This is a genomic window from Nocardia sp. NPDC056541 (genome assembly GCF_042794235.1).
Taxonomy (GTDB): domain Bacteria; phylum Actinomycetota; class Actinomycetes; order Mycobacteriales; family Mycobacteriaceae; genus Nocardia.
The window spans coordinates 147,018-171,872 of the sequence record NZ_JBHTUD010000013.1 but is presented as its reverse complement, the minus strand read 5'-3'; the positions used below and the strand labels follow the sequence as shown (position 1 = coordinate 171,872).

The window sequence follows — 24,855 nt, the reverse complement described above, 5'->3', positions numbered from 1 at the left end:
GTCCTGCACACCGCGGTGTGCAGGACCCGAACTCGTTGTGGCAGTGAGGAATCAGTAGGCGTTGTCGCCGTCGGTGTGTTGCGCCGGCTCGGCCCGGAGGCCGTGTTTGCCGTTCGAGCGACCGCGCTGCTCGGCCAGCAGATCCCTGATCTGGATGAGGAGCTCGTTCTCGGTGAGTTCCTCGTCGGCCTGGGAGAACCGCTTCTTCATCCTGGTCGCGGGCACCACCAGGATGAAGTACAGGATCAAGGCGACCAGCAGGAAGTTGATCGCCGCGGTGATGATCGGCCCGATCTCGATGAAGGTGGCCGGCTTGTCCGCGACGAGCTGGAAGCCCAGCCCCATCTCGTTCGATCCGCCGAACAGCGCGAGCAAAGGATTGATGATTCCCTCGCTGAACGCGGTGACGATCGCGACGAACGCTGTGCCGATGACGACGGCGACCGCCAGGTCGACCACGTTGCCGCGGAGTAGGAAGTCTCTGAAACCTTTGAGCATTGCCGATGTCTCCTTCGTACAGGAGCCGGCCCGGGGCGCTGCGCTCCATATCGAATGCTGCGAAACGGTGTGCTTGGTTCCTGTGTGATGCTAACGAGAGTTCGGGCAAATTTCTCGCGAACTACACCGTGGGGCGACCGGCGAGGCGTCAGTGGAAGACGACAGTCAGTGCCGTCCGCAGCGACGCACCGGCCACGGCGGCGGCGTATGCGGTATCCAGCGCGAGCAGGACCACCCGTTCCGCGCCGCGCCGATCACCCGTCGCGGTGACGAGTACCACCGCGGCGTCGGTGGCCAGCGTCCGCGCGGGCTTGGTGGCACCTGGCGCGCCGGCATCCTCCACGCCGACGACATCGACCCGGTCGCCCGCCCGCAACACATCAGCCACCGCGGCATCGGCCAGCCGGATCGGCACGATCCGCGCATCGGTGCTGCCCGCGGCCGCGGCGGCCAACCGGGGGCCGACGACGCGCAGATCGGTGAAGGTCTCCCCGGCATGCATGGCGCCGGTCAGCGTCGCGCCGAGCAGGGGAGCGGTTTCGCTGACGGAACCTCTTGGCAGCGAACGCGATTCGTGATGGTCCACACGCAGATCGTCGACGGTGAGTAACCGGCCGGGCGCGAGATCGCGGGCGGCGACCACCACCGCGACCCTGGCTCCACCGGGGTCGCCACGCACGAACAGCACGACGGCGGCTACGGCGAGAACGGCGGCGGCGATCCGGCGGACGAGCAACGCGTCGGCCCAGGCCGGACGATTACCGAGGGCGAAACGCCAGGAGCTGCCACGTCCCAGATCGGCGAGACTGCGAGTCATGGGCGAAAGCGTAGAGCCGCGGGCCTGCGGCAAAGTCGCTGAAAGCCCCGCCTGTGGATAACCGCGGGGCTGTGGACAACTGCCGAAAAGTCAGCTGGCGGCGGCCGGAGTGGAGCTGGTCGACGCGCTCGACGACGAATCTCCGTTGCCGCCGGATCCGCTGCCGCTCGACCCGTTGCTGCTGGTGCTCTCGGACGAGGTCTTCGCCGGTTCGCTCGCGGTGGACGCGCCGCCACGGCTGTCGGTGCGGTAGAAACCGCTGCCCTTGAACACGATGCCGACCGAGTTGAACAGCTTGCGCAGCTTCCCGGAGCACTGCGGGCATACCGTCAGTGTGTCGTCGGAGAAGGACTGAACGATGTCGAAGCGGTTGTCACACTCGGTGCACGCGTACGAATAAGTTGGCACAGGATCCTCCGCAAGTCTCTCGTCGATCTAGCACTCTACCGCCGACACTGCCAACGTCGCGAATCGCCGTTTCATTCCGGCGAAACGGGGAGGTCGCGGCCCAGCTGTTCCAGTCCACCGCCTGGGGTGAGCACCCAGCCCATTCGCCGATCGTGCGGTTCCTCGGGAAGCCGGTCGACCAGTTCATTATCCCGGACAACAGCGATGAGGCGGACGTCCGCCCGCGCGGCGCCCAGCGTGCGGTCGTAGTACCCGGCACCGCGTCCGAGCCGTACCCCGCGCCGATCGACGGCGAGGGCCGGAACCAGGATCGTCGCGGCGTCGGCCACCACCGAGGGGGGCAAGGTCTCGCCGGCCGGTTCGAGCAGGCCGTAGCGGGCCTTGCGCAGTGAATCCGCGCCCTCGTAGCGCGCCCAGCTCAGCGGACCCGGCTCGCCGGTCACCGGCAGCAACACCGTGGCGCCCCGCTCGCGCAGCGCGTCGAGCATGCGTAGATCGCCGGGTTCGCCGCGGACCGGAACGTAGGCGCACACGATGTCATCGTCGGTGGCCAGCCCCGCTGCCGAGGCGGCGAGCGCCGCCGCGTCGACGGCGTGTTCGGCGGAGCCCACCTGTGCGCGAGTGGCCAGGATCTCGCCGCGCCACGCATATTTGGTGCGCTCACCGGGCATATCCACAGCGACCACCATAGTCTGCACAGGCGCGCGTCGATCCGATGTCTTGCGCGCACGGCCGAGCCGACGGCGGACGCCTAAGCTCTTGCCGACGCCGGATCGTCGCGGAGAGGCGATCGGACGGCACTGAATGGATAGGGTATGCGCATGACAGACAAGACTTCCGGTTTCCGCACTGCGGTGGTACCCGCGGCCGGACTCGGGACGCGATTTCTGCCTGCCACCAAGACGGTGCCCAAGGAATTGCTGCCGGTAGTCGACACCCCTGGCATCGAGCTGGTCGCCGCGGAAGCCGCCGATTCCGGCGCCGACCGCCTGGTGATCGTGACCTCGCCGGGCAAGGACGGCGTGGTCGCCCACTTCGTCGAAGACCTGGTGCTGGAGAGCACCCTGGCCGAGCGCGGAAAGTTCGCGCTGCTCGAGAAGGTGCGCAAGGCGCCGGGCCTGCTCGACGTGACCTCGGTCGTGCAGGAGGAACCGCTCGGCCTCGGCCACGCGGTTGCCCAGGCCGAAGCCGTGCTCGATGACGACGAACTGGCCGTCGCAGTCCTGCTGCCCGACGATCTGGTGCTGCCGTGTGGCGTGCTCGAGACGATGAGCCGGGTGCGCCGTGAGCGTGGCGGTTCGGTGCTGTGTGCCATCGATGTGCCGAAGTCCCAGGTCAGCGCCTACGGCGTCTTCGATGTCGAGGAATGCGCCGACAATGCCGAGACCGACGTGCTGCGCGTGAAGGGCATGGTCGAGAAGCCCGATCTCGCCGACGCGCCGTCGACCCTGGCCGCCGCCGGTCGCTATCTGCTCGACCGGGTGATCTTCGACGCACTGCGCCGGATCACGCCGGGCGCGGGCGGGGAACTGCAGCTCACCGACGCCATCGCGCTGTTGATCGCCGAGGGTCATCCGGTGCATGTGGTGGTCCACCGTGGGTCGCGCCACGACTTGGGCAACCCGGGCGGTTATCTTCGAGCTGCTGTGGATTTCGCCCTCGAGCGGGACGAATACGGCCCGCAGTTGCGCGAGTGGCTGAAGTTCCGGCTCAGCCCGGAGTGGGATCCACAGTCGCCCGTCGCCTAAACGCGGTAGATACGCCGCCGCCATAGATTCAGGAGCTCGATGCGCTCGGTTGAGGATCAGCTGATCAAGGTCACCGCGGCTGCGGTCGCACCCCGGCCGGTCCGGGTGGCGATATCCGAAGCCCAGGGTTTGCTCTGCGCGGAAGACATCGTCACCGAACGGCCGCTGCCCGGCTTCGATCAGGCCGCCATCGACGGATACGCGGTGCGCAGCGTCGATGTCACCGCCGCGGGCGTCGATGTGCGCGACGAGGAGGGCGAGCTGATCGACCTCACCCTGCCGGTGGTCGGTGAAGTGGTGGCCGGTTCGCGTCAGCCCATCCGGTTGCAGCCGCGCCAGACCGTGCGGGTCGATACCGGCGCACCGATGCCGACCCTGGCCGACGCGGTGCTGCCGGTCGACTTCACCGATGGTGGGCGGGCCAGGATCAAGGTTTTCGAGCCGGTTCGCTCGGGCGACTACGTGCGTCGCGTCGGCGACGACGTGCAGCCCGGTGACGTGGCCGTGCGCGCGGGCACGATCATCGGCGCGGCCCAGGTGGGGCTGCTCGCCGCGGTCGGCCAGGACAAGGTGCTCGTGCACCCGCGCCCCCGGCTGTCGGTGATCTCGATCGGCGGCGAGCTGATCGACATCGACCGCACCCCGGGCCCCGGGCAGGTCTACGACGTGAACTCCTATGCGCTGGCCGCGGCCGCGCGCGACGCGGGCGCCGATGTGAACCGGGTCGGCATCGTGAGCGCCGATCCGCGCCGGCTCCGCGATGTGGTCGAAGGCCAGCTGGTGCGCTCGGAGGTCGTGGTGATCGCGGGTGCGGTCGGCGGCTGGGCCTCGGATCAGGTACGCGAGGCCCTCGACGGGCTCGGCGAGCTGGAGGTCGACCGGGTGGCGATGCACCCGGGCTCGGTGCAGGGTTTCGGACGGCTCGGGCGCGACGAGGTGCCCACCTTCCTGTTGCCCGCGAATCCGGTGAGCGCGCTGGTGGTGTTCGAGGTGATGGTCCGTCCGCTGATCCGGATCGCGCTCGGCCGTCGTCAGCCGATGCGGCGGATCGTGAGCGCGCGCACCATCACTCCCATCACCTCGATGCCGGGCCGCAAGGGCTATCTGCGCGCGCAACTGCTGCGCGACGAGGCAACCGGTGACTATCTGGTGCAGCCGCTCGGCAACAGCAACGCGGGCTCCTCGCACCTGCTGGCGACCCTCGCCGAGGCCAACAGCCTGATCGTGGTGGAACCCGACGACACCGATTTCCGTACCGGTGACGAAGTGCAGGTCGCGTTCTTGGCGCAGCGCGGCTGACCAGTGGACTCCATGAACGTATTCCGGGCCGGACAGCATCCCGGCTGGCCCGCCCGGCTCGGTCCGGTGATGGTGGCAGGCGGCAGGGTGACGCTGCGGCCGGTGCGCTTTCGCGATGCCGCCGCGTGGAGCCGGATCCGGCTGCGCGACCGTGACCACCTGGAGCGCTGGGAGCCGACCGGGCGCGGCAGCTGGGAGGCGCGCAATCACGCGTCCAACTGGCCGTCGCTGTGGACGAGTTTGAAGGCCGAGGCCCGGCGCGGGGCGATGATCCCGCTGGTCATCGAGGTCGACGGGCAGTTCAGCGGTCAGCTGACCATCGGCAATATCGTGCGCGGGGCGCTGCGGTCGGGCTGGATCGGGTACTGGGTGGCCAAGGATCTCGGCGGCCAGGGTGTGGCGACGGCCGCGCTCGCGCTCGGGCTCGACCACTGCTTCGGGCCGGTCGGTCTGCATCGCGTCGAGGCGACCGTGCGACCGGAAAACCATGCCAGCCAGGCGGTTCTGCGCAATGTCGGTTTCCGGGAAGAGGGCCTGCTGCGCCGCTACCTCGATGTCGACGGTGCGTGGCGCGATCATCTTCTGGTCGGGCTGACCGTCGAAGAGGTTATGGGCACTGTGGTGGATCGCCTGGTCAGGGAGGGTCGGGCGGCGCTGCCGTGAAATTTCTGTTACTCATGTGGCAGGTGTGCACGGCGCGCCTGCCACACGGGCGCGTCTGCCCGAATTAACCTACGGACGTCAGTGGTGCGTCCACAGATGGACAACACGTAGGTGGGGACGGGAGGTGATGACCGCGATGCCGAATTCGATCCTGTGGATCGGACTGGTTGTGCTGTGGGTCTTCGTCCTGTTCCCGATCCTGGCGGACCGGCATCCCCGGATCCGCCGCACCACCGATGCCGCGCTCGCCACACGCGTGCTGCACCGTGGCGGGGCCGAACGACGGATCCGCATCGGCGCGGCAGGCGGTCACGAGAGTGACCCCGATTATCGACCCCGTGTGCTGCGTAAGCGCTCCCACCGAACTGATTCGGAGGATCGGATGACGACCGAAGAGCCCGTCACCGAAGACGACGACGAAAAACTGACCCCCGCAGCCGAACTCGAGGCAGCGGTTGCCGAGGTGGCCACCGACGATATCGGCGAGGCCACCGCGACAGCCGATCTCGACGACGACGAGACGGCAGACGTTGCGGCGCAACCGCTCTCGGCGGAAGCTGTCGAGGAACCACCCGTCGCCGCGCGCATCCCACCCGCGCCGCCTGCCCGGCTGGACGACCTCGTGGCCGAGGACGACGCCGAATTCGACGATGACGACGACTTCACCCCGTCGCGCCGTGGTCGCGGTGGCTACGACCCCGAGGCTGATGCCATCGCCCGCGCCGCCCGCTACAGCTTCCGTCAGCGCGCGGTCATGGGGCTGGTCATCGGCCTGATCCTGTTCGCCGCGTTCGGGCTGCTGCTCAACTCGATGTTCTGGTGGGCGTTCGGGCTGTCGGCTGCCGTGCTCACGGGTTACCTCGCGTACCTGCGCAAGCAGGTCCACGTGGAGGAGGAGATCCGCCGCAGGCGCGCTGCCCGCCTGGTCCGTGGCAAGCGCCACGAGGCCGCTGAAGTCACCCCGGAGGCGGCCACCACCCGTCGCACGATGGACCGTGACACCGCACGCGCCCTGCGCCGCCGCTCCACCCTGCTCGACACCGACGACGAGGATCCGAGGTTCGAGTTCCTCGAGATCTTCGATCCGGCCACGTCTCGCGCGCTCCGCAACCGGGTCGAAGACCTCGGTCAAGCCGTCGGCGAGTAGCTGGTAGTAACCACGCAAAACAGCAGGTCAGAGTACCGATTCGGTATCGGGGCGCAACCCCTGATACAGTGTCACAGCGCGGTTCACCAGAGCCGCACGGGGCTATAGCGCAGTTGGTAGCGCGTCTCGTTCGCATCGAGAAGGTCAGGGGTTCGATTCCCCTTAGCTCCACCCCAGAAGGGCCCGGTCACTGACCGGGCCCTTTCTCTGTGTCGGGCCGATGTCGGCCGTCGTGCCCTTGCGGCACGCACCTTAGACTCGACAGCGATCGAATGCATGCCCCCAATTGTTTTGGCATGATTCGTCGATTGAATAAATACTGGCGAGTAATAGTCTTTTCAATTTCCTTCATTATGAAAGCTTCACTTTGCTGTGCAGCAGAATTCACTTATTCGCAAACTGCTTAAACCGTTAGCTCGGTCACATCGGTAACGCTGCCCAGGTAGTAGCCGATACACCGAAAATGGCTATTACTGTGCACGTCAGCGCATTTGCGGACCCTGCTGAATAGCAGTAACGTTTCGGTAAATCACATGATCCGCGCAGGACCGCGAGCGCGCGCGCTCACCAAGTTCGCTGCCGGGGAGGAATCGTTTCACCAGCGAACAGATGTGGCGCCACCACGGGAGGGGGCGTCGAACGCGTCTGTTGGAAAGCATCAGAGGCAGTTCATGACAGCGGTCATCGAGGCTCGCACCGAGCCCGAAGAAATACCGAATACCCATCCGTCGTTCGCTTTTCGTGGCGTCGCGCTGATCGCTTCGATCGCCGCGATCGCGCTGACCGCGACGGCAGGCCGTTACGACTACTTCGGTGACGAACTCTATTTCCTGTCCGCCGGAAGGCGACTCGACTACACCTATGCCGATCAGGGCGTGGTGGTGCCCGTGTTCGCTTGGCTCGCGGACCAGCTCGCACCGGGATCGGTGACGGCACTGCGCTTCCCGGCCGTCGTGATGTGCGTGTGCGCGGTCGTGGTGGCGGCACTGATCGCCTACGAACTGCACGGCAGCCACCGTGTCCAGATGCTCGCCGCGGCCGCGTACGCGTTGTCGGGGCTGGCGGCCAACCAGGTCGTGTTGAGCACGTTCTCCTTCGACGCCACCCTCACGGCCGTGATCACCTGGCTGTTCATTCGCTGGGTTCGTACTCGCCAGGACTGGCTGATCGTCGTGGCCGGATTGGTTGCCGCCCTGGATATGCAGGTGAAGTGGATGATCCCCATCGTCTGGGCGTGCCTCGGCACCGCGGTCATCCTGTGCGGCCCCCGCGACGTCCTGCGCCGTCCCGCGCTGTGGGTGGCGACCGGCATCCTCGCCGCGTCCCTGATTCCGATTCTTTACTGGCAGTCACAACACAATTGGCCACAGCTGGCCATGGGTGCGGTCATCGGAGCCGAGCAGGACGCCACCGGCTACGGCCCGGTGGGATTCCTTCCGCAGTTTCCCATTTTGGCGGGCATCATGGGCACATTGTTGCTCGCTGTCGGATTCTGGGCGGCCTTCAAGCAGGAGTCGCTACGCCCGTATCGATTTATCGCGGTGGCACTTGTGATCATGACCGCATTTGTCATGATCACGCATGGGCGGCCGTATTACCCCGGGGGCCTTTTTCCCGCCATGTTCGCCTTCGGGGCCGTCGGTCTCTGGCAGTACGACCGGAAACGGTGGATGAATGTGGCGCTGGTTCCGATCGCCGCAATCTCGGTGCTGACAACCATTGTCACACTCACGGTGATACCCCTCGCGCCCAGTTGGCGTACGCAGGCCGAGGATGCGATCGACCTCGGACTCAAGACGGCATTCTTCGGAAACACCAATTGGTCGTCGATGGTCTCCGCCGTCAATGACGGCTACCGCACGCTGACGCCGGCGGAAAAGGCCGGTGCCGTCATCGTCGCGCAGGGCTATCCGCAGGCGGGCGCGGTCGAGCAGTTCGGCAGGCAGTACGGCTTGCCTGCCACGTACAGCCCGAGCCGTGGCTTCGGCTTCTTCGGCCCGCCGCCGGACTCGGCGACATCGGTGGTCTACGTCGGACTCGACACCGCCGAACACGACCTGCGCACCCGTTTCACCGAGGTGGAGCGCGTCGTCCACCTCGACGATCCCCTCGGTACCCCCGGCATCGACCGGATGACCGCCGTCTGGGTCTGCAAGGGCCCGAGGCAGCAGTGGTCGACCATGTGGGATTCCATGACCACGCTGTATTTCGATCTCGGCCTCTGGCGAGACGATCGGACCACCACCCGACCCACGCACTGAGCGAGGACGATACGAACGAACCCCCGGCCGCGATCGCGGCCGGGGGTTCGTCGTTCGAGCGGGAGCTGGTCAGTTCTTGACCAGCTCCGGTGCATCCACGTCGTCCTGCACGGGCGCGGCGTGCGGGTCGGTTGCCGCGCGGTTGGGCAGCAGGACCGCCATCGCGATCACGACCAGCGCCAGGACGGCCGAGATCAAGAAGGCCAGGCGCATGCCGTCGAGGGTGGCCACGGCAGGCGGGGTGCCCGCCTCGATGAGCGAGGTGCTGCGGGCCGACATGACCGTGACGACCAGCGCGGTGCCGAAGGCCGCCGCCACCTGCTGGATGGTGCCCAGCATCGAGCTACCGTGCGAGTACAGGTGCATCGGCAGTGCGCCGAGGCCGAGGGTGAACACCGGAGTGAACGTTGCGGCCAGCGACACCATCAGCAAAATGTGCAGACCGAGCAGCTGCCAGTACGGCATGTCCATCGAGATCTGGGTGAAACCGGCCAGCGAGGCGGCGATACCGATCGAGCCGGGGATCACCAGCGCCCGACCGCCGAACTTGTCGAACAGCTTGCCCACGGTCGGACCGAGCAGACCCATCGCCAGACCACCCGGCATCACCAGCAGGCCGGTCTCCAGCGGGCTCAGACCGCGCAGGTTCTGCAGGTACAGCGGCAGCAGGATCATCGAGCCCATCATCGCCAGGAACGCGACCGACATCAGGACCAGCGCCTTGGTGTAGGTGCCCTGCAGCAGGACCCGCAGATCCAGCAGCGGGGTTCCGTTGCGCTGCAAGCTGACCTGGCGCAGCGCGAACGCCGCGATCAGCGCGACGCCACCGGCGGTGATCAGTACCGCGGTGGAGTAGCTGTCACCGTGGAACTTGCTCAGCCCGAACACCAGCCCACCGAAGCCGAGGGCCGCCAGCGCCACACTGGGGAGATCGAGCGTGCCCGGCTGCGGCTCGCCGACGTTCTCCAGCTGACGCAGACCCAGCCAGGTGACCAGACCGGCGATCGGCAGCATCACCACGAACAGCAGTCGCCAGGAGTCGATTCCCGGGATGGCGATCTGCAGGATCAGGCCCGAGATCACCGGGCCCATGGCAGGCGCGACCGAGATGGCCAGGGTGACGTTGCCCATCACACGGCCACGGTCCTGCTCCGCCACCACGGTCATCAGGGTGGTCATCAGCAGCGGCATCATCACCGCGGTGCCACCCGCCTGGATGACGCGGCCGATCAGCAGCACCGCGAACGTCGGCGCGAGAGCCGAGATCACGGTGCCTGCGATGAACACGCCCATCGCGGCCGCATAGGCCTGACGGGTGGTGACCCGCTGCAGGAACCAGCCCGTGGTGGGAATGATGGCGGCCATCGTGAGCATGAACGCGGTGGAGACCCACTGCGCGGCGACCTCGGTGACATGGAGATCGCTCATCAACCGCGGGATCGCGTTGATCATGATGGTTTCGTTGAGGATGACGACGAAGGTCGCGAGCACCAGCACGCGGATGACGGTCGGTGTCTTGCCCTTCGTCGTCGGCGTGGATAGATCGGCTGGCATCGGGGTAACCTCCGGAAAACATGGGGAAACGGCGGGGCGTGAGCTGTGGCCCGATGCCGAGTCGACGACGTCCCGGCACCACAAGAGAAGAGACGGATTCCGTCGGTCCAACTCATCGGGCGCCGGTCAGTATTCCGGGCGGGTACGACACAAATCACCTGGTTTTTCGGATTCGCGCTGACAGGGGCGTATCGAAAGGTGCAGGTCCCGGGGATATCGAAGCTGGTCTCACGCTGGATCGTGAGCCTGGTCACTGCCCGATCTCGGCCGACGGCGCGCCGGTGTGTTCGGCGGAGTGGACCCCGGGATGCGGGGTATACCGGTTAGGTGACTGCGTCGAGAACCTGGCTTGCTGTGGTGTGCGCGATTGTTGCCGCTCTCGGGGGTGCGAAGGCATCGGCCGATCCGGGGGCGTATGTGGCGGGGGAGGCGCCGCTGGGTGGCAGGTCCGCTCAGATCGATGTGTACTCGCCCGCGATGGGGCGGGTGATCCAGAACAACGTGATCAAGGCGGCGGGGGCCGGGGCTCCCACGCTGTATCTGCTCACCGGGGCCGGTGGTGGGGTGGACGGGATCTCGTGGTGGGACGACACCGACGTGCGCAGCTTCTTCGCCGACAAGTTCGTGAACGTGGTGATGCCGGTCGGTGGGGCGTTCACGTTGTACACCGACTGGATTTCCGATGATCCGGGGGTCGGCCGGGTGCGGTGGGAGACGTATCTGACGCAGGAGCTGCCCGGGGTTATCGATGGTGCGCTGGAGACGAGTGGGCGCAATGCCATCGCCGGGGTGTCGATGAGTGCGTCGTCGGCGCTGGATCTGGCGATTCAGAGTGGATCACGGTTTTCCGCGGTGGCGGCGCTGAGCGGTTGCCCGTGGGCTTCGGATCCGATGGGGATCGCGATGGCCAGCGCGCAGGCGGTGCGTGGTGGGGGGAATCCGGGAAATATGTGGGGGATTCCCGGTGGGCCGGGGTGGCGGGAGCATGACGTCTTCGCCAACGCGGGGCGGCTCGCGGGGAAGACCATTTTCCTGTCTGCGGCTACGGGGTTTCCCGGTGCGCAGGATCGGGGGTTGCCGATGCCGCCGATCGAAGCTCTCGCGGGGGCGTGTACGGCTGCGTTCGCCGGGCGGTTGGGGCAGTTGGGGATACCGGCTGTGCATGTGCATCGGGCGACCGGGTCTCATACGTGGGGGCAGTTCCAGGCTGACCTGCATGAGGCTTGGCCGCATTTGGCCAGGGCTATCGGGTGAGGGGTTCCAGCACGAGGAGTGGCACCGGGACGGGTGAGAGGTAGCGCCGCGTGGTTATTGAACGCGGGGACTGGGCGGTGTGGTCGGGAGTGTGGGGGTTGAGTTCGGTGGGGTGGGTATCACGGTGACCAGTCGGGGGGTCGAGGCTTCGGGTTCGAGGGTTTCGGGCAGGGTTCTCTGGCGGGTTCTGCGGAACCACCACTGCAGCAACGCGATGCCGATCAGGGCCAGTAGGGCTGTGGTGAGGCTGATGGGTAGGCCGGGTGGGCGCCAGGTGACGGTGAGGGTCGCGTTGTGGGTGCCGGGTGGGATGTCGACCGCTACGAAGGTGCCTGCTACTGCGCGGATGGGGATTTCGCTGTTGCCGAGGGTGGCTGTGTAGCCGGGCCAGGCCAGGCGGGACAGCACGATTCGGCCGCCGGTGCCGGAGGAGACGGTGGCGCGGTTGGTGAGACCTGCCTCGGGCATGACGGTGGCGTGTACGCCGGATTCGTGGGCGATCAGGTCGCCGGGGGAGGGTAGGGGGTTGACCCGCTCGAGGACCCAGATCTGGTGTTCGTGACCGGGGTAGTGGACGAACTTCCAGCCCGCGGGGGCGGGCTCGGTTCCGGCATGGGGATACTGACTGCGTTGCAGGACAATGCGATCCAGGCGCATCAGATCGACGATCGGTGTGTCGGTCGACGGCTCGACGGCGAAGACCCTCCGGTACGCGTCAGGGCAGGTGCCGCCGTCCCAGGCCATGCACAGCAAGCCCGCGAAGGCGGCGTGCCCGACCGGCGTGTACCCGTTCACGTATTGCAATCCGAGGTTCTTGGCGTAGCTGCCCAGCGCGATGGAGCCGTAAGTGCCTGCGAGCGTGCGCTCTTCGTCGCGCACCATGATCCGGTCCGCCAATTGCAGTGTGCGACCGCCGAAATCGGGGAACGCGGCGGTCATGTCCGAGCGCTGTTCGGCGAATCCGTACGACATCGGAGTCCGGGGCGCCGACGCCACCTGGACGAACGCGATCGGGAAGGTCGTGGCGATGGTCAGCGCGGCCGCGGCGGCGATCCCGCGCGTGCGCGCCAGCCACACCACCCCGGCCCCGAGCCCGACCACCACGAACACGGCGAGGGCGTGGCGTTCGACGAGTTTCGGTGCGGCGGAGAACGATCGGATGAACAGCAACGCGATCAGCGCACCCGCCGCGGCGTACCGTCGCCGCGACGCGGCGAAATCGCCGTAGCGACTGATCAGCACGCACACCAGCACCAGCAGCGCGATCGCGAGCATCGGCAACACGCGCGCCGGCCACCGGAGCGGACCGATCGCTCCCGGCCCCGCCGTCCACATCAGGGTCGCCACCGCGAACAGTGCGATGCCACTCCACGAGGCGGCATGGCGTGCCGCGGACTTCCAATCGATGAAGGCGAGCGCGGGAATCACGAACCACGCGATGTAGACCATCGGTAGCGGCTGCACATGCCCCCACCACGCGGTGAACGCGGGGACGGTGCTCGGCAGGCTCGCGTTGAGCGATTCCGACCACGGGACGGTCAGGAACGGGTCGTTGTGGATGGTGGAGACGTCGCCGCGCCAGGTGGCCTGCGAGGACAGCAGGATCGGCAGGTTGGCGATCATGGACGCGAGCACCGCGAGCCCGGACGCGGTGAACAGTCGCACGACCGGCGCCCACCTGCGCTGGTACAGGTATTCGCCCGCGGCGACGGTGGCGATCATCAAGCCGGATTCGACTGCGGGAAACGCGTATTGGATGGTCAGCGCCAGATACAGGAACACGAACAGCGGGATCGGCCCGGTTCGGCCTCGCGCGTAGAGGACCGCGGAGGCCCAGGCGTGCACCAGCCAGGCGGTGCCGGTCTGCGAGGTGAACCAGCTGGCCTCGTCGAAGAACAGGAACCATCCGCTGAACGGAAACGCCACGCCCGCGACCGCGGCCCATGGCGCGCGGGCGCCGTAGGCCAGGCAGATGCGGAAGACGCCGAGTGCGGCGATCGCGGAGAACACGAACTTCACCGCGGTCGCGTACAGCGCGAGATTGTCGAACGAGGGCGCCAGCAGGTACACCAGCAGCTGCGCGGGGTTGTAGAGCCCGGCTTCCTCGAGGCTGTAGTTGCCCGCCATCCATTCCCACGGCACCATCGCCGGGAACCGCCCCGCCCGCAATTCGGTACCGAGCAACTGCCACATCGGCACGTATTGCGCCTCGGTGTCGTCGGTATAGAAGTGCCGCGAATCCCCCAGCAGCACAGCGAGATACCCGAGGAGGACCGCGGCGATGACGACCCCGGCCCACCGCACGACTTGTTTTCGCGGTTCGAGCTCCGCGCGTACCCACACGAGCGCGGGAGCTTAGAGCATGGAGATGAATCGAACAATAGCGCCGGGTATCCGTACGGAAGTGGTGGACGTTTGTCCAGCTCAGATATGGTTAGGGTGGGGTTTGATAGCATGGCGCAACCTGAGCAGGACCCTTCGAGAGAGTCGTCAATTGCAGTTCGAAATCGTCGAGCGGGACGAGACCTGGGTGGCCGGTCTTCCGGTTCGCAGTCCCAAACGCGCACTCGGTGAGCTCCGCGACCGTGACCTCGAAACGGCATGGTCGGCGGTTCTGCATCAGGATCTCGGCGGGCCTCTGGCCAGCGCCTATACCGACTACACCGGTGAGCTGAGTACGTACAACACCCAGATCGTGGGCTACCGGTGCGAGTCGCTCGATCAGGTCACTCGCGGACATCTGGCGGCCCGGTTGCCGCGCGGCACCTACGCGCGCTTCTCCTCGGTCGGTAATTTCCCGCAGGTGATGACGGATCTGTGGACCCAGATCGCCTACGCCGAGGAGCACAACCAGATCAAGCGCACCTTCACCGGCGATTTCGAGTGCTACCCGCACGCCTACAAGATCGACCTGTACCTGGCGGTCGACCCACGATGACCTATTCGATCGTGGTCCGTGGCGCGGCGCTGTACGGCGGCCTGGCGGTGCCGAAGGTGCACCCGAGCTTCAAGGTGAGCAACAGCGACCTGATCGAGTTCCTCAAGGACCGGCTGCGCGACCGCCCCGGCGGCGGCGAACCGCTGCACACGGTCTACGTGCCCGACCCGGCGGGCAACTGGAACGCGCTGGTGGCACGCGAATACGCGACTCCGGACGACGTGCCGGTCGGCGATCTCATGCTGCGAGTTCCCAAGGGTATCTACGCCCGTTTCGCGCCCAACGGCGACTATCACGACCCGGTGGAAGACGTCTGGGCCCAGGTCGACGACGCGACGGCGTCGGCCGAGATCTCCCGCGCCTACCGCGAGGAGATCGAAGTGTGGCACGGTCCCGACACGGTGGAATTGTTCGTGTCGATCACGGTTGATAGCTGAAAGTTAGCCGAATTCGAACCGATCGGTCTCGACTCGACCGCCTCTCGCGCATTCACCCGTTCTGACCTGGGATTATTTCAACTGGCTCAGAAGGTTACCGGAAAATTAGCCACTCGTATGGTGCATTCCTGCCGAATGACGGATACTGCGTAGGAAATCTTTGGCTGGTCGGACAAAGCCGACGTGGGTGTAGGTACGGAGTTGTATGAGGGTGTCGGCTCACACCGGCTCGGATAACCGGGTGGTCGGTGCGAATGCGGGCGGGTTGCGGTACCTCGACAGCAGCTCTGGATGCCACGTCCGCATCTGTTCACCAGCGGAAGATCCGGCACTGTGGGATCGGTATCTCGAGGGTGCGCTGAATGGTTACCGGCACTACGGAGTTCAGGACGCGCTCGATGTCGAGACCCTCGCCGACGGCCGTTCGACGTCGCTGTTCCTCGTCGCGATCGATCCTGACGGGTCGGTGGTGGCCGGCCTGCGCGCGCACGGGCCGCACGCGACCGCTGACGACATCCCCGGATTCCACCCATGGCTCGGCACTCCAGGCGAGGCCGCGTTGCGCGCCTCCGTCGACGCCAAGGTGCCGCACGGAGTCGTCGAATCCAAGGGCGGGTGGTCGATACGGTCGGTCCCGCGCAGGCCGGAGCTCGGCGCGTTGGTGGCCCGCGGCGTCGTCCACGTCACCTGGCTGCTCGACGTGCGGTACGGGTTCGGCGTCAGCCCCCTGCATCAGCTCGAGTCCTACCGATCGAGTGGGGCACGCCAGGATCCCGGCATTCCCGCCGTGTCCTACCCGGACGAGCGGTACACCACCGTGCCGGTGTGGTGGGATCTGTCCGATCTGTCGGCGGCGACGCCGACACAGCGCGATCTGATCGACGTCGAGCGCGCGCAACTGCTCGAAGTGCGACGCCCATGATCCGAGACCTCGCGCCCACCGATGTCTTCCGCGCATCGGTGCTCGATGACGCGGTCCCCGCCGACGCGGCCGAGCTGGCACGCCTACGGGAGCTCCCCGGTATCTCGGTGACCGATCTGCGTCCCGCGATGCGATCGGAACTGGCCCGGCTCAAAGCCGCGCCCGACGCGGACCCGGCCGACGATCGCTGGGTGTACTACCCGTGGCGCCGCACGCTGGTCGCCATCGTCGGCGCCACCGCGTTTCGCGCTGTTCGGCAGGACCGCAACCGGAACAAGCTGACCATCGCCGAGCAACGGCAGCTGCGCGGCCAGGCGGTCGGCGTCATCGGGCAGAGCGCGGGGCACGAGATCGCCTACGTCGCCGCGCTGGAAGGCGCCTGCGGGCTGCTGCGGATCGCCGACTTCGACACCGTCGAGCTGTCGAATCTGAATCGGATTCCCGGTGGGCTGTTCGACATCGGGCTCAACAAGTGTGTCGTCACCGGCCGGCGGATCGCCGAACTCGACCCGTATCTGCCCGTCGAGATCTTCCCGGCGGGCGTCGACGAGTCCTCGATGGACGAATTTTTGACCGGGCTGTCGGTGGTGGTCGAGGTCTGCGATTCCCTCGACGTGAAACTCGCCGCCCGCGAGGCGGCCAGGCGGCACCGCATCCCGGTGCTGATGGAGACCAATGATCGAGGTCTGTTCGATGTCGAGCGATTCGATCTCGAACCCGATCGGCCGCCGTTCCACGGCCTGCTCGGCGAGACGACGAGAGCTGATCTGCGCGGCTTGTCGAACCGCGACAAGGCTCCGCACGTGATGCGGATCCTCGACCCGGATCAGCTCTCGGCCCGGCTCGCCGCCAGCCTCACCGAAATCGACGAGACGGTCACCACGTGGCCCCAGCTCGGCAGCGATGTCGGGCTCGGCGCTGCCATCATCGCCACGGCGGTGCGCCGGATCGGCCTCGATCAGGCGCTGCCGTCCGGGCGAATTCGCGTCGACCTCGAGCGCGAGCTCGACAGCCTCGGCGAGCCCGATCGAGGTGACCGCGGATTCACGGCCGACGCCGTGCCGCTCGACGAGCTCGACGAGCCGCACACATCGATCGCCCGCATCCTGCACGGCATCGAACGCGCGCCGTCGGGTGGCAACGCGCAGCCGTGGGTGGTGCGCGTCGACGGTTCCGCCGTGCATCTCGCGGTCGACCCGGCGCGTACCTCCGGGATGGATATCGGATTCCGTGGCAGCGCGGTGGCTCTCGGCGCGGCCCTCTACAACGCCCGCGTCGCCGCCGCAGCTCAGGGTTTGCTGGGGGCGCACGAGATCGTGCTCGGCGGTACGGCGCCCGTGTCGGCGGTGCTGCACCTCGGTGCGCGCGCCGACCCGGAACTGGCCGCCGATTACCCTGGAATGCTGACCCGTGCCACCAACCGGCACCTCGGCGACGGGCGCACCTTGGCGCCGGAAGTGCTTGATGCACTGGCTGTTTCGGCTGCGGCGGAAGGTGCGTTCGTGCGCGGGGTCACCGATCGCGCCGGGCTCGGCGAGGTCGCCGAACTCCTCGCCGAATCCGACCGCATCCGCTACCTGACGCCCCGGCTGCACGCGGAGATGTTCGGTGAATTGCGCTGGCCCGCTGACGATTTACGAACCGGGCTCGACCTGCGAACCATGGAGCTGGCCTCCGACGAGTACGCCAAACTGGCCATCGGCGGGCGTGCCGATGTGATGGTCTACCTGCGGAACTGGTCCGGCGGCGCGGCGCTGGGCGACTACGCGCGCCAGCGGATTTCGTCCGGCTCGGCGCTGATCGCGGTCACCTGCCCAGCCGGCGCCGACGCCGATCTGGCCGATTATGTGCGTGGCGGTTCCGCCGTCGAGCGCGTGTGGATTGCCGCGCAGAAGCTGGGCCTCGCGGTCCAGCCGATGTCCCCGGTTTTCCTCTACGTCCGTGACGACAACGATTTGCGCAACGTATCCGCAGGATTCACAGATACACTGGCCTCGATCCACAAACGGTTCTCCGCACTGATGGGAATTCCCGGGCACGAGACGGTCACGGCAGTATTACGACTGAGCTATGCGCCCGCGCCGACAGTACGGAGCGCCAGGCTCCCGGTACTCGGTTCAGGGAACTGACAGATAGCACGATCGGAGAAACGGTGCCTCGGCGAAACCTCGACTCGTTGGTGACGCAGGTCGCCTCGGAGTTGATGGGCGTCGACGCCACGACCATGGTCGTGGCCAGCGAGCGCGTGCTCGCGAGCCTGGTGGACTACTTCGACGTCGAGTTCGCCTATCTGCGCCACACCGTGCGTGAGCAGCGCCAGACCGTGCTGATCGCCGAATGGCCGCGCCGGCCCTACGTGCCCGACCCCGACCCCTTACGCGTCATCGACTTCGCCGAGGCCGACTCGTTGTTCCTGGCCAGCGAGAACGCCGTCGAGCCGATCATCGTCAGCCGAGGCGACGAATACCCCGACTACCAGGAGATGATCAGGCAGACCACCGGCATGCCCTCGATGGTGACCGCCTGTGTTCCCCTGGTCTCGCGCGGGGTGTCCATCGGCGCGCTCGGCTTCGTCCGGCGCGGTGACCGGGCGTGGACCACCCGCGAGGTCAATGTACTCAAGGCGATCGCGGCCCTGTTCGCCCAGCTACAGGCCAGGGTGGAGGCCGAGGATCGGCTGCGCTACATCGCCTCGCACGACGATCTCACCGGCCTGGCCAACCGGCGCGCGCTGCTCGAGCACATGGAGGAACGGCTCGCGCCCGGGAACGAGGGTCCTGTCGCGACCTTCTTCCTCGACCTCGATCGGCTCAAAGCGCTCAACGACTTCCTCGGGCACAACGCGGGCGACAATTTCATCCGCACGCTCGCGGCCAGGTTGCGCAAGAACTTCGCCCCCGAGGACATGATCGCGCGCCTGGGCGGCGACGAGTTCGTCATCGTGCCCGCCAAGACGATGGACGCGGTGGCCGCCGAACTGGAGGCGAACCGGATCCAGGAGCTGGTCGGGCGCCGGGTCTCGGTCGGGCAGGAATCGGTGAGCCGCGGCGTCAGCGTCGGCGTGGCGCTCGGTGTGCCCGGCGAGACGACGGTGTCGGACGTGCTGCGCCGTGCCGACCACGCGTTGCTCTCGGCGAAATCCGGTGGTGGCAACGGGATCGCGGTGTTCACCGACGCCATGCGGGTCCAGTTCGAGTTACAGGACGACGTCGAGGTCAACCTACGCAGCGCGGTGTCCGACGGGTCGATGGTGCTGCACTATCAGCCCGAGGTCGACCTGCGCACCGGACGCATCGTGGCGCTGGAAGCGCTGGTGCGCTGGCAGCACCCCACGCGCGGACTCCTGCCGCCCGGCGCGTTCGTCGCCGTCGCCGAGGCCACCAACCTGGCGGGCGAACTCGGCCGGTGGGTGATCCGGTCGGCGTGTTCGCAATTCGCCGACTGGCGCCGCCGCGGGCTGGCCGCCAATGTGGTGATCCGGATCAATGTGTCCCCGGTCCAGCTGGTGAGCGCCGATTTCGTCGAGCGCATCGAGGACATTCTCCGCCTGTACGGCATCGACGGCAGTTCCGTCTGCCTGGAGATCACCGAGCACGTCGTCGTGCAGGACCTCGTGCGAACCAGACTCACCCTGCGCGGCCTGAAACGGATGGGCGTGCAGATCGCCATCGACGATTTCGGTACCGGCTACAGCTCGCTCTCCCATCTCAAGGCGCTGCCCGTCGATGCCGTGAAGATCGACCGCGGTTTCGTGCAGCGGCTCGGCGACAGCGACGACGACCTGGCGATCGTGAAGTCGATCATCGGGCTGGCCGGGTCGTTCGGCCTCGGCGTGGTGGGCGAGGGAGTGGAGACGCCGATGGCGGCCAGGACGCTGGTCGGTCTCGGCTGCTACCGCGCGCAGGGGTTCCTCATCGCCAGGCCGATGCCGGGTGAGGAAGTCGAGGCGCACCTGCGCGAAGGACGTATCCCGCTCGACCTCGACCTGCCGCGCGCGGGTCGTGGCGTGGCGTCGAGCTGAATCGCGGCGATGCCGTCCGACGATTGGCTCCTGGTGGAGACCCTTCTCCCCGGTGGTGAGCCGACGGTGGTCGCCGCGGGCGCGCACCCGAGGCACTGGTCCGGGCTCGGCTCGCTGCGTCGGGTTCTCGGCCCGTCCCGCGCGCGGATCGCGACAGAGGCGGTGCGGCGCTGCCACGCGGACGGGCACGCGCAGCGCCTGGTCGAGGCGGACACGCTGGTGGTGACCGAGCCGGTGCCGTGCGCTTACGGCGGCGTCCACGGGGTGCGGCTGTGGGCCGGAGCCGTCGATACCCCGATCCCGCCACCGCGCCGAGTCGCCGCCTGGGACTGGGATGCCGACACCGAGCTCGCCCATCACGGACCCGGTCTGGAGGAACTCGTCTTCGCCAGGGACCCCGAACAGGTCCGGGTGATCCGCACGCCGCCCGAGGCATTCGGCCGGATGGCGCGCTTCGACGGGCGCATCGAGTACTTCGCGATGGTCGCGCGCATCGATGACGGTGGCCTGTGGCAGGGCGAGGTCGACATGGCGGGCGACGACGACGAGGTCCGCCACTTCCAGATGATCACCAGGGCGGTACCCGCGCAACGCCGGATCAGCGCGCTGATGCACGCCATCCCCGAGCTCGATTCCGCCCAGCCCGCGGCCGATCCCGATACGGCCATGTTGCGCGCCGTTTCGCAGAGCAGCGGTGTGGGTGTCGGCATCATCGAGCTGACCAGCGCCCTGATCTACGAATGGGCCGGACCACCGCTGCCCCCGCTGGATCGCTGGCTGGTGGAGCGACCCGTCATCGATCCTGATGATCTCGCCACGTTGCGGGGCGCCTGCCGCGACCTGGCCCGCACTCCGGGTACCGGCAGGCGACTGGCGCTGCGGGTGCGGTTCGCGGTCGGGGAGTGGATCACCGCGCAGGCCGAACTGGTGGCCATGGGTACGGGGCACGGGCTGCTGCGGGTGTGGTCGGCCGGTGACGGCTCGCTCGTCGCGCACTGAGCCGCATCTTTCGACGCTGTTCACCTCCCGTTCCTCGGGCAGGACCCGGAGGTAACCCGCGCGGCGCGACGATCGGCGTGTGCGCATCGTGCAGCTTGCCAATTTCTATGGCCCGCGATCGGGTGGGTTGCGCACTGCCCTGCACCACCTCGGTGAGGGCTATGTGGCGGCGGGGCACGAAGTGGTGCTGATCGTGCCGGGGTCGCGGCGTTCGGAAGAGGTTCTGCCCACCGGTGCGTTGCGAATTACTCTGCCCGCGTTGGGAATTCCATGGACAGGTGGGTATCGCGCGGCGGATCCGCGGCGGGTGGCCGACGTGTTGTCCGGGTTGTCGCCGGACGTGCTCGAGGTGTCGGACCGGCTCACGCTGCGCGGTTTCGGCCGGTGGGCGGGGCGGCGCGGGGTGGCGAGCGTGATGATCTCGCACGAGCGCCTCGACCGGCTGCTCGGCCAGTTCCTGCCCGGACCCGCCGCGCGCCGCTGCGCCGACGTGGCCAACCGGCGCACGGCAGCCGACTACGACATGGTCGTGTGCACCACCGACTTCGCGCGGGAGGAATTCCTGCGGATCGGTGCGCCGAACGTGGAACTGGTCCCGCTCGGGGTCGACCTCGATCTGTTCAGTCCACGACGTCGTGACTCCGGCTTGCGCGCCGATCTCGGCGTCGCCGGGCATCCGATGCTGGTGCATTGCGGTCGGCTGTCGGTGGAGAAGCGTGTCGACCGCAGTATCGAGGCGGTCGGCGCCCTGCATCGCGCCGGCGTACCCGCCCGGCTGGTCGTCGCAGGCGACGGGCCGCGGCGCGAGTCGCTCGAACGCCGCGCCCGCACCCTGCCCGCCCTGCCCGGAGGCGAGCCCGCGGTCCACTTCACCGGCTTCATCAACGAACGCGCGATGGTGGCGAAACTCCTGGCCACCGCGGATGTTTCACTGGCGCCGGGCCCGCACGAGACCTTCGGCCTCGCTGCTCTGGAGGCCTTGGCCGCGGGCACTCCGGTCGTGGCGAGCCGCTCGTCCGCCCTCGCCGATATCGTCACCGCCGAGTGCGGGGCCATCGCCGCCGATCGGCCCCGTGCCTTCGCGCAGGCTGTCACCGATGTCTTGGCCATGCCCACCTCCGGCCGCCGTCGAGCTGCCCGCTCGCGCGCCGAGCAATTCGGCTGGCCCCGCGCGGTTGCGGGAATGCTCGCGGTGCTGGGTCGCTGATCGGGCAGGCTCGGCGTTCGGGCTCAGCTCTCCGAGCGGGCCGCCAGGACGGCGTCGTAGAGCTCGCGGCGGGAGGCGCCCCGGCCTGCGGAGACCTCGGCGCAGGCGTCCTTGAGCCGCATGCCGCCTGCCACCAGCGTCTCGACCTCGTCGACCAGTTCGGCGGGCTCGGCCGAAACCGGTTGGGAGCCTTCGAGAACCACGGTGATCTCACCGCGGGCGCCATCGGCGGACCAGGCGGCCAGTTCGCCGAGCGTGCCGCGGACGACCTCCTCGTAGGTTTTGGTGAGTTCGCGGCAGATGGCGGCGCGACGGTCGGGGCCGAGGACCGCGACCGCGTCGGCCATACAGTCGGCCAGGCGGTGGGGTGCTTCGAAGAAGACGATGGCACGCTGTTCGGAGGCCAAGGTACGCAACCACTCTCGGCGCTGGCCGCCCTTGCGCGGGGCGAAGCCGTCGAAACAGAAGCGTTCCACCGGGAGACCGGACAGGGCCAGCGCGGTGGTGACCGCCGAGGGGCCGGGCAGGCAGGTGACCGGGAGATCACGGTCGACGGCGGCGGCGACCAGGCGGTAGCCGGGGTCGCTCACCGACGGCATGCCGGCGTCGGTGACCAGCAGGACTGTCAGACCGCTCGCGATGTCGTCGAGCAGGGCGGGGATACGGGCGGCTTCCACATGGTCGTAGAAGCTGACGATGCGGCCGGTGATCTCGACGCCGAGTGCCTTCGCGAGCGATTTCGTGCGGCGGGTGTCCTCGGCCGCGACCACGTCGGCCGAACCGAGCGCGTCGCGCAGTCGCTGCGAGGCGTCGCCGATGTCGCCCATGGGGGTTGCCGCTAAGACCAACACAGTGTTGTCCGACCTCTCCGGTAAGTTCTCCCCGCAGGCGATCGAGTGCGGCGAGCAGTGCGGCCAGGCGGTATTCGGTTGCCCGGAAGCCGCGTGCGTAGATGGCGCGTGTTCATTCTGTCAGGCGGGGGAGCCGCGCCCGAGGGCGCGTAGGTGGGGAAACGAGGGGGCACAAGTGTCGGGTCGGACTTCGTGGGTGGCACCGCCTACGATCGGGGCGTGATCCCGGTGACCGATGAGCGCGCGATGCCTCCGTCGCGTCCCGTGTCGGCGTCGGTCAGTCCCGCGCCGCTGCGCCCGGCCCCCGATTTCGGTCCGCTCGACACCGCGCGCGGCTGGCTGGTCACCGCGGTGCTCACCGTTATCGCCGCGCTGACCAGGTTCATCAACCTGAACTATCCGACCGACGCGCGCACTCCCGTCTTCGACGAAAAGCATTACGCCCCACAGGCCTGGCAGATGGTCACCGGCGGCGGCGTGGAGGACAACCCCGCCTACGGCCTGGTCGTGCACCCACCCGTCGGCAAGCAGTTCATCGCCCTCAGTGAGGCGATCTTCGGCTACAACGCGTGGGGCTGGCGTGGCACGGCGGCGCTGGCGGGCACGATCCTGGTGCTGCTCGTGGTGCGGATCGTGCGCCGGATGGCCCGCTCGACGCTGATCGGCGCGTTCGCGGGCGTGCTGCTCATCGCCGAGAGCCTGACCTTCGTCTCCTCGCGCATCGGCATGCTCGACATCTTCATGTCGCTGCTGGTCACCGCGGCGTTCGGCTGTCTGATAGTCGACCGCGACGAAATGCGCGAGCGGATGGCTCGCGCGGATCTGGCCGGGCGGGTCGGCGTCTCGGACTGGGGTCCACGGCTGGGCGTGCGCTGGTGGCGGTTCGGCGCGGGCGTGCTGCTCGGGCTCGCGTGCGGCACCAAGTGGTCGGGCATCTACTACATCATGTTCTTCGGCCTGCTCAGCGTGGCCTTCGACGTGAGCGCGCGCCGCGCGTACGGGGTGCGCAAACCGTGGCTGGGCGCGATGGTGCGCGACGTGGGGCCCGCGCTGTACGCGCTGGTGGTGATTCCGCTGGTGGTGTACCTGTCCTCGTATTGGGCGTGGTTCGCCAGCGAGAACGGAGTGTTCCGGTACGCGGTGGGCAATCAGGTCGGCAGCGGTGGCGCGTTCGCGTTCTTGCCCGACGCGCTGCGCTCGCTCTGGTACTACCAGGGCGAGACCCTCGACTTCCATTCCAGTCTCACCAATTCGGCGGGCAACCACCATCCGTGGGAATCCAAGCCGTGGACCTGGCCGATGGGCCTGCGCCCGATGCTCTACTACTACGCCGACGGCACCGTCACCGGTTGCGGCGAAGCGCAGTGCGTGAAGGCCGTGATGGCCGTCGGCACGCCCGCGCTGTGGTGGCTGGCGCTGCCGCTGATCGGCTGGATGGTGTGGCGTTCGGTGGTGCGCCGCGACTGGCGTTACGCGGCGGTGCTGGTGGGCTACGGCGCGGGGCTGCTGCCGTGGTTCCTGACGCTGGACCGCCAGATGTACTTCTTCTACGCGGTGGTGCTCGCGCCGTTCCTGGTGATGGGGATGGCGCTGGCACTCGGCGACATCCTCGGGTCGGCGAGACCCGCCGGGATACCGCGCAGTCCGACGGGTACCTATCTTCCCGCCCCGGTGAACGAGCGGTACGCGCTCGGCTTGCTGATCGTCAGCATCTATCTGGGCTTGGTGATCGCGAACTTCGTCTGGCTGTGGCCGATCCTCACGGGCCAGGCGATCACGCCGCAGAACTGGCAGGACCACCTCTGGCTGCCGAGCTGGCGGTAGCGCCGGG

Annotated in this window: 21 protein-coding genes and 1 tRNA gene; 15 read left to right on the top strand and 7 right to left on the bottom strand. The window is 67.8% G+C overall.

Features of this window, described 5'->3' with window-relative positions; all coding sequences use genetic code 11:
* Positions 1–51: 51 nt before the first annotated feature.
* The 4 genes from mscL to ACFQ9R_RS23325 form a co-directional block, all read right to left on the bottom strand.
* Positions 52–498 (bottom strand): large conductance mechanosensitive channel protein MscL, encoded by a 447-nt coding sequence (gene mscL / locus ACFQ9R_RS23340; protein WP_378993257.1) that lies wholly within the window; start codon positions 496–498, stop codon positions 52–54.
* Between the two features lie 148 nt (positions 499–646).
* Positions 647–1,315, bottom strand: coding sequence for an SAF domain-containing protein (locus ACFQ9R_RS23335; RefSeq protein ID WP_378993255.1), 669 nt, complete (start codon positions 1,313–1,315; stop codon positions 647–649).
* Positions 1,316–1,405: 90 nt separating this feature from the next.
* Positions 1,406–1,723: an FmdB family zinc ribbon protein gene (locus tag ACFQ9R_RS23330; protein ID WP_378993253.1), complete on the bottom strand. Its 318-nt coding sequence runs from the start codon at positions 1,721–1,723 to the stop codon at positions 1,406–1,408.
* A 71-nt stretch (positions 1,724–1,794) separates the two neighbouring features.
* Complete coding sequence (locus tag ACFQ9R_RS23325; protein ID WP_378993329.1) at positions 1,795–2,394, bottom strand: 5-formyltetrahydrofolate cyclo-ligase; 600 nt, start codon at positions 2,392–2,394, stop codon at positions 1,795–1,797.
* A gap of 150 nt (positions 2,395–2,544) precedes the next feature.
* Between ACFQ9R_RS23325 and ACFQ9R_RS23320 the strand changes: the two genes are divergently transcribed.
* The 6 genes from ACFQ9R_RS23320 to ACFQ9R_RS23295 all read left to right on the top strand — a co-directional run bounded on the left by ACFQ9R_RS23320 (position 2,545) and on the right by ACFQ9R_RS23295 (position 8,841).
* A complete protein-coding gene (locus ACFQ9R_RS23320) occupies positions 2,545–3,471 on the top strand; it encodes a UTP--glucose-1-phosphate uridylyltransferase (RefSeq protein WP_378993251.1) in 927 nt (308 codons plus the stop codon).
* A gap of 39 nt (positions 3,472–3,510) precedes the next feature.
* Positions 3,511–4,770 (top strand): gephyrin-like molybdotransferase Glp, encoded by a 1,260-nt coding sequence (glp, locus tag ACFQ9R_RS23315; RefSeq protein WP_378993248.1) that lies wholly within the window; start codon positions 3,511–3,513, stop codon positions 4,768–4,770.
* Between the two features lie 12 nt (positions 4,771–4,782).
* Positions 4,783–5,433: a GNAT family protein gene (locus tag ACFQ9R_RS23310; protein WP_358109313.1), complete on the top strand. Its 651-nt coding sequence runs from the start codon at positions 4,783–4,785 to the stop codon at positions 5,431–5,433.
* 136 nt (positions 5,434–5,569) lie between these two features.
* A complete protein-coding gene (glpR, locus tag ACFQ9R_RS23305; protein WP_378993246.1) occupies positions 5,570–6,580 on the top strand; it encodes a gephyrin-like molybdotransferase receptor GlpR in 1,011 nt (336 codons plus the stop codon).
* Between the two features lie 98 nt (positions 6,581–6,678).
* Positions 6,679–6,751: transfer RNA gene (locus ACFQ9R_RS23300), tRNA-Ala, on the top strand.
* A 320-nt stretch (positions 6,752–7,071) separates the two neighbouring features.
* The gene (locus tag ACFQ9R_RS23295; RefSeq protein WP_378993244.1) at positions 7,072–8,841 is read left to right on the top strand and encodes a glycosyltransferase family 39 protein; all 1,770 of its coding nucleotides are present in this window, start codon (positions 7,072–7,074) and stop codon (positions 8,839–8,841) included.
* A 69-nt stretch (positions 8,842–8,910) separates the two neighbouring features.
* Here the strand turns inward: ACFQ9R_RS23295 and ACFQ9R_RS23290 are convergent, their stop codons facing one another.
* Positions 8,911–10,395 (bottom strand): MDR family MFS transporter, encoded by a 1,485-nt coding sequence (locus tag ACFQ9R_RS23290; RefSeq protein ID WP_378993242.1) that lies wholly within the window; start codon positions 10,393–10,395, stop codon positions 8,911–8,913.
* Between the two features lie 327 nt (positions 10,396–10,722).
* Between ACFQ9R_RS23290 and ACFQ9R_RS23285 the strand changes: the two genes are divergently transcribed.
* Positions 10,723–11,649, top strand: a complete 927-nt coding sequence (locus ACFQ9R_RS23285) for an alpha/beta hydrolase (RefSeq protein WP_378993240.1) — start codon at positions 10,723–10,725, stop codon at positions 11,647–11,649.
* 54 nt (positions 11,650–11,703) lie between these two features.
* Here ACFQ9R_RS23285 and ACFQ9R_RS23280 read toward each other — a convergent pair whose 3' ends face one another.
* A complete protein-coding gene (locus tag ACFQ9R_RS23280) occupies positions 11,704–13,992 on the bottom strand; it encodes a hypothetical protein (protein WP_378993238.1) in 2,289 nt (762 codons plus the stop codon).
* A 151-nt stretch (positions 13,993–14,143) separates the two neighbouring features.
* On the opposite strand from ACFQ9R_RS23280, the gene ACFQ9R_RS23275 reads away from it, so the two are divergent.
* The 7 genes from ACFQ9R_RS23275 (at position 14,144) to ACFQ9R_RS23245 (ending at position 22,173) form a co-directional block, all read left to right on the top strand.
* Entirely contained in the window at positions 14,144–14,587 is a 444-nt protein-coding gene (locus ACFQ9R_RS23275) for a GyrI-like domain-containing protein (protein ID WP_378993237.1), read from the top strand.
* Positions 14,584–15,024, top strand: coding sequence for an AraC family transcriptional regulator (locus ACFQ9R_RS23270; RefSeq protein WP_378635974.1), 441 nt, complete (start codon positions 14,584–14,586; stop codon positions 15,022–15,024). Before ACFQ9R_RS23275 ends, ACFQ9R_RS23270 begins: the two co-directional genes overlap by 4 nt.
* A 205-nt stretch (positions 15,025–15,229) precedes the next feature.
* Positions 15,230–15,946: a hypothetical protein gene (locus tag ACFQ9R_RS23265; RefSeq protein WP_378993234.1), complete on the top strand. Its 717-nt coding sequence runs from the start codon at positions 15,230–15,232 to the stop codon at positions 15,944–15,946.
* Positions 15,943–18,075: an Rv1355c family protein gene (locus tag ACFQ9R_RS23260; RefSeq protein ID WP_378993232.1), complete on the top strand. Its 2,133-nt coding sequence runs from the start codon at positions 15,943–15,945 to the stop codon at positions 18,073–18,075. Before ACFQ9R_RS23265 ends, ACFQ9R_RS23260 begins: the two co-directional genes overlap by 4 nt.
* Before the next feature lie 23 nt (positions 18,076–18,098).
* Positions 18,099–19,967 carry a putative bifunctional diguanylate cyclase/phosphodiesterase gene (locus ACFQ9R_RS23255; protein ID WP_378993231.1) on the top strand — a complete coding sequence of 623 codons (1,869 nt, stop codon included), beginning with the start codon at positions 18,099–18,101 and terminating at the stop codon, positions 19,965–19,967.
* Positions 19,968–19,976: 9 nt separating this feature from the next.
* A complete protein-coding gene (locus ACFQ9R_RS23250; RefSeq protein ID WP_378993230.1) occupies positions 19,977–20,966 on the top strand; it encodes a GAF domain-containing protein in 990 nt (329 codons plus the stop codon).
* Between the two features lie 79 nt (positions 20,967–21,045).
* On the top strand, positions 21,046–22,173 hold the full coding sequence (locus ACFQ9R_RS23245) for a glycosyltransferase (protein ID WP_378993229.1): 1,128 nt from the start codon (positions 21,046–21,048) through the stop codon (positions 22,171–22,173).
* Between the two features lie 23 nt (positions 22,174–22,196).
* Here ACFQ9R_RS23245 and rsmI read toward each other — a convergent pair whose 3' ends face one another.
* Entirely contained in the window at positions 22,197–23,066 is an 870-nt protein-coding gene (rsmI, locus tag ACFQ9R_RS23240) for a 16S rRNA (cytidine(1402)-2'-O)-methyltransferase (protein ID WP_378993328.1), read from the bottom strand.
* 177 nt (positions 23,067–23,243) lie between these two features.
* Between rsmI and ACFQ9R_RS23235 the strand changes: the two genes are divergently transcribed.
* Positions 23,244–24,848, top strand: coding sequence for a dolichyl-phosphate-mannose--protein mannosyltransferase (locus tag ACFQ9R_RS23235; RefSeq protein WP_378993227.1), 1,605 nt, complete (start codon positions 23,244–23,246; stop codon positions 24,846–24,848).
* Positions 24,849–24,855 lie beyond the last annotated feature (7 nt).

Excerpts from the sequence above, each read along its gene's own strand:
- mscL (WP_378993257.1), bottom strand. The coding sequence starts at position 498 with ATGCTCAAAGGTTTCAGAGACTTCCTACTCCGCGGCAACGTGGTCGAC.
- ACFQ9R_RS23335 (WP_378993255.1), bottom strand. The coding sequence starts at position 1,315 with ATGACTCGCAGTCTCGCCGATCTGGGACGTGGCAGCTCCTGGCGTTTC.
- ACFQ9R_RS23325 (WP_378993329.1), bottom strand. The coding sequence starts at position 2,394 with ATGCCCGGTGAGCGCACCAAATATGCGTGGCGCGGCGAGATCCTGGCC.
- ACFQ9R_RS23320 (WP_378993251.1), top strand. The coding sequence starts at position 2,545 with ATGACAGACAAGACTTCCGGTTTCCGCACTGCGGTGGTACCCGCGGCC.
- glp (WP_378993248.1), top strand. The coding sequence starts at position 3,511 with ATGCGCTCGGTTGAGGATCAGCTGATCAAGGTCACCGCGGCTGCGGTC.
- ACFQ9R_RS23310 (WP_358109313.1), top strand. The coding sequence starts at position 4,783 with ATGAACGTATTCCGGGCCGGACAGCATCCCGGCTGGCCCGCCCGGCTC.
- glpR (WP_378993246.1), top strand. The coding sequence starts at position 5,570 with ATGCCGAATTCGATCCTGTGGATCGGACTGGTTGTGCTGTGGGTCTTC.
- ACFQ9R_RS23290 (WP_378993242.1), bottom strand. The coding sequence starts at position 10,395 with ATGCCAGCCGATCTATCCACGCCGACGACGAAGGGCAAGACACCGACC.
- ACFQ9R_RS23270 (WP_378635974.1), top strand. The coding sequence starts at position 14,584 with ATGACCTATTCGATCGTGGTCCGTGGCGCGGCGCTGTACGGCGGCCTG.
- ACFQ9R_RS23265 (WP_378993234.1), top strand. The coding sequence starts at position 15,230 with ATGAGGGTGTCGGCTCACACCGGCTCGGATAACCGGGTGGTCGGTGCG.
- ACFQ9R_RS23260 (WP_378993232.1), top strand. The coding sequence starts at position 15,943 with ATGATCCGAGACCTCGCGCCCACCGATGTCTTCCGCGCATCGGTGCTC.
- ACFQ9R_RS23250 (WP_378993230.1), top strand. The coding sequence starts at position 19,977 with ATGCCGTCCGACGATTGGCTCCTGGTGGAGACCCTTCTCCCCGGTGGT.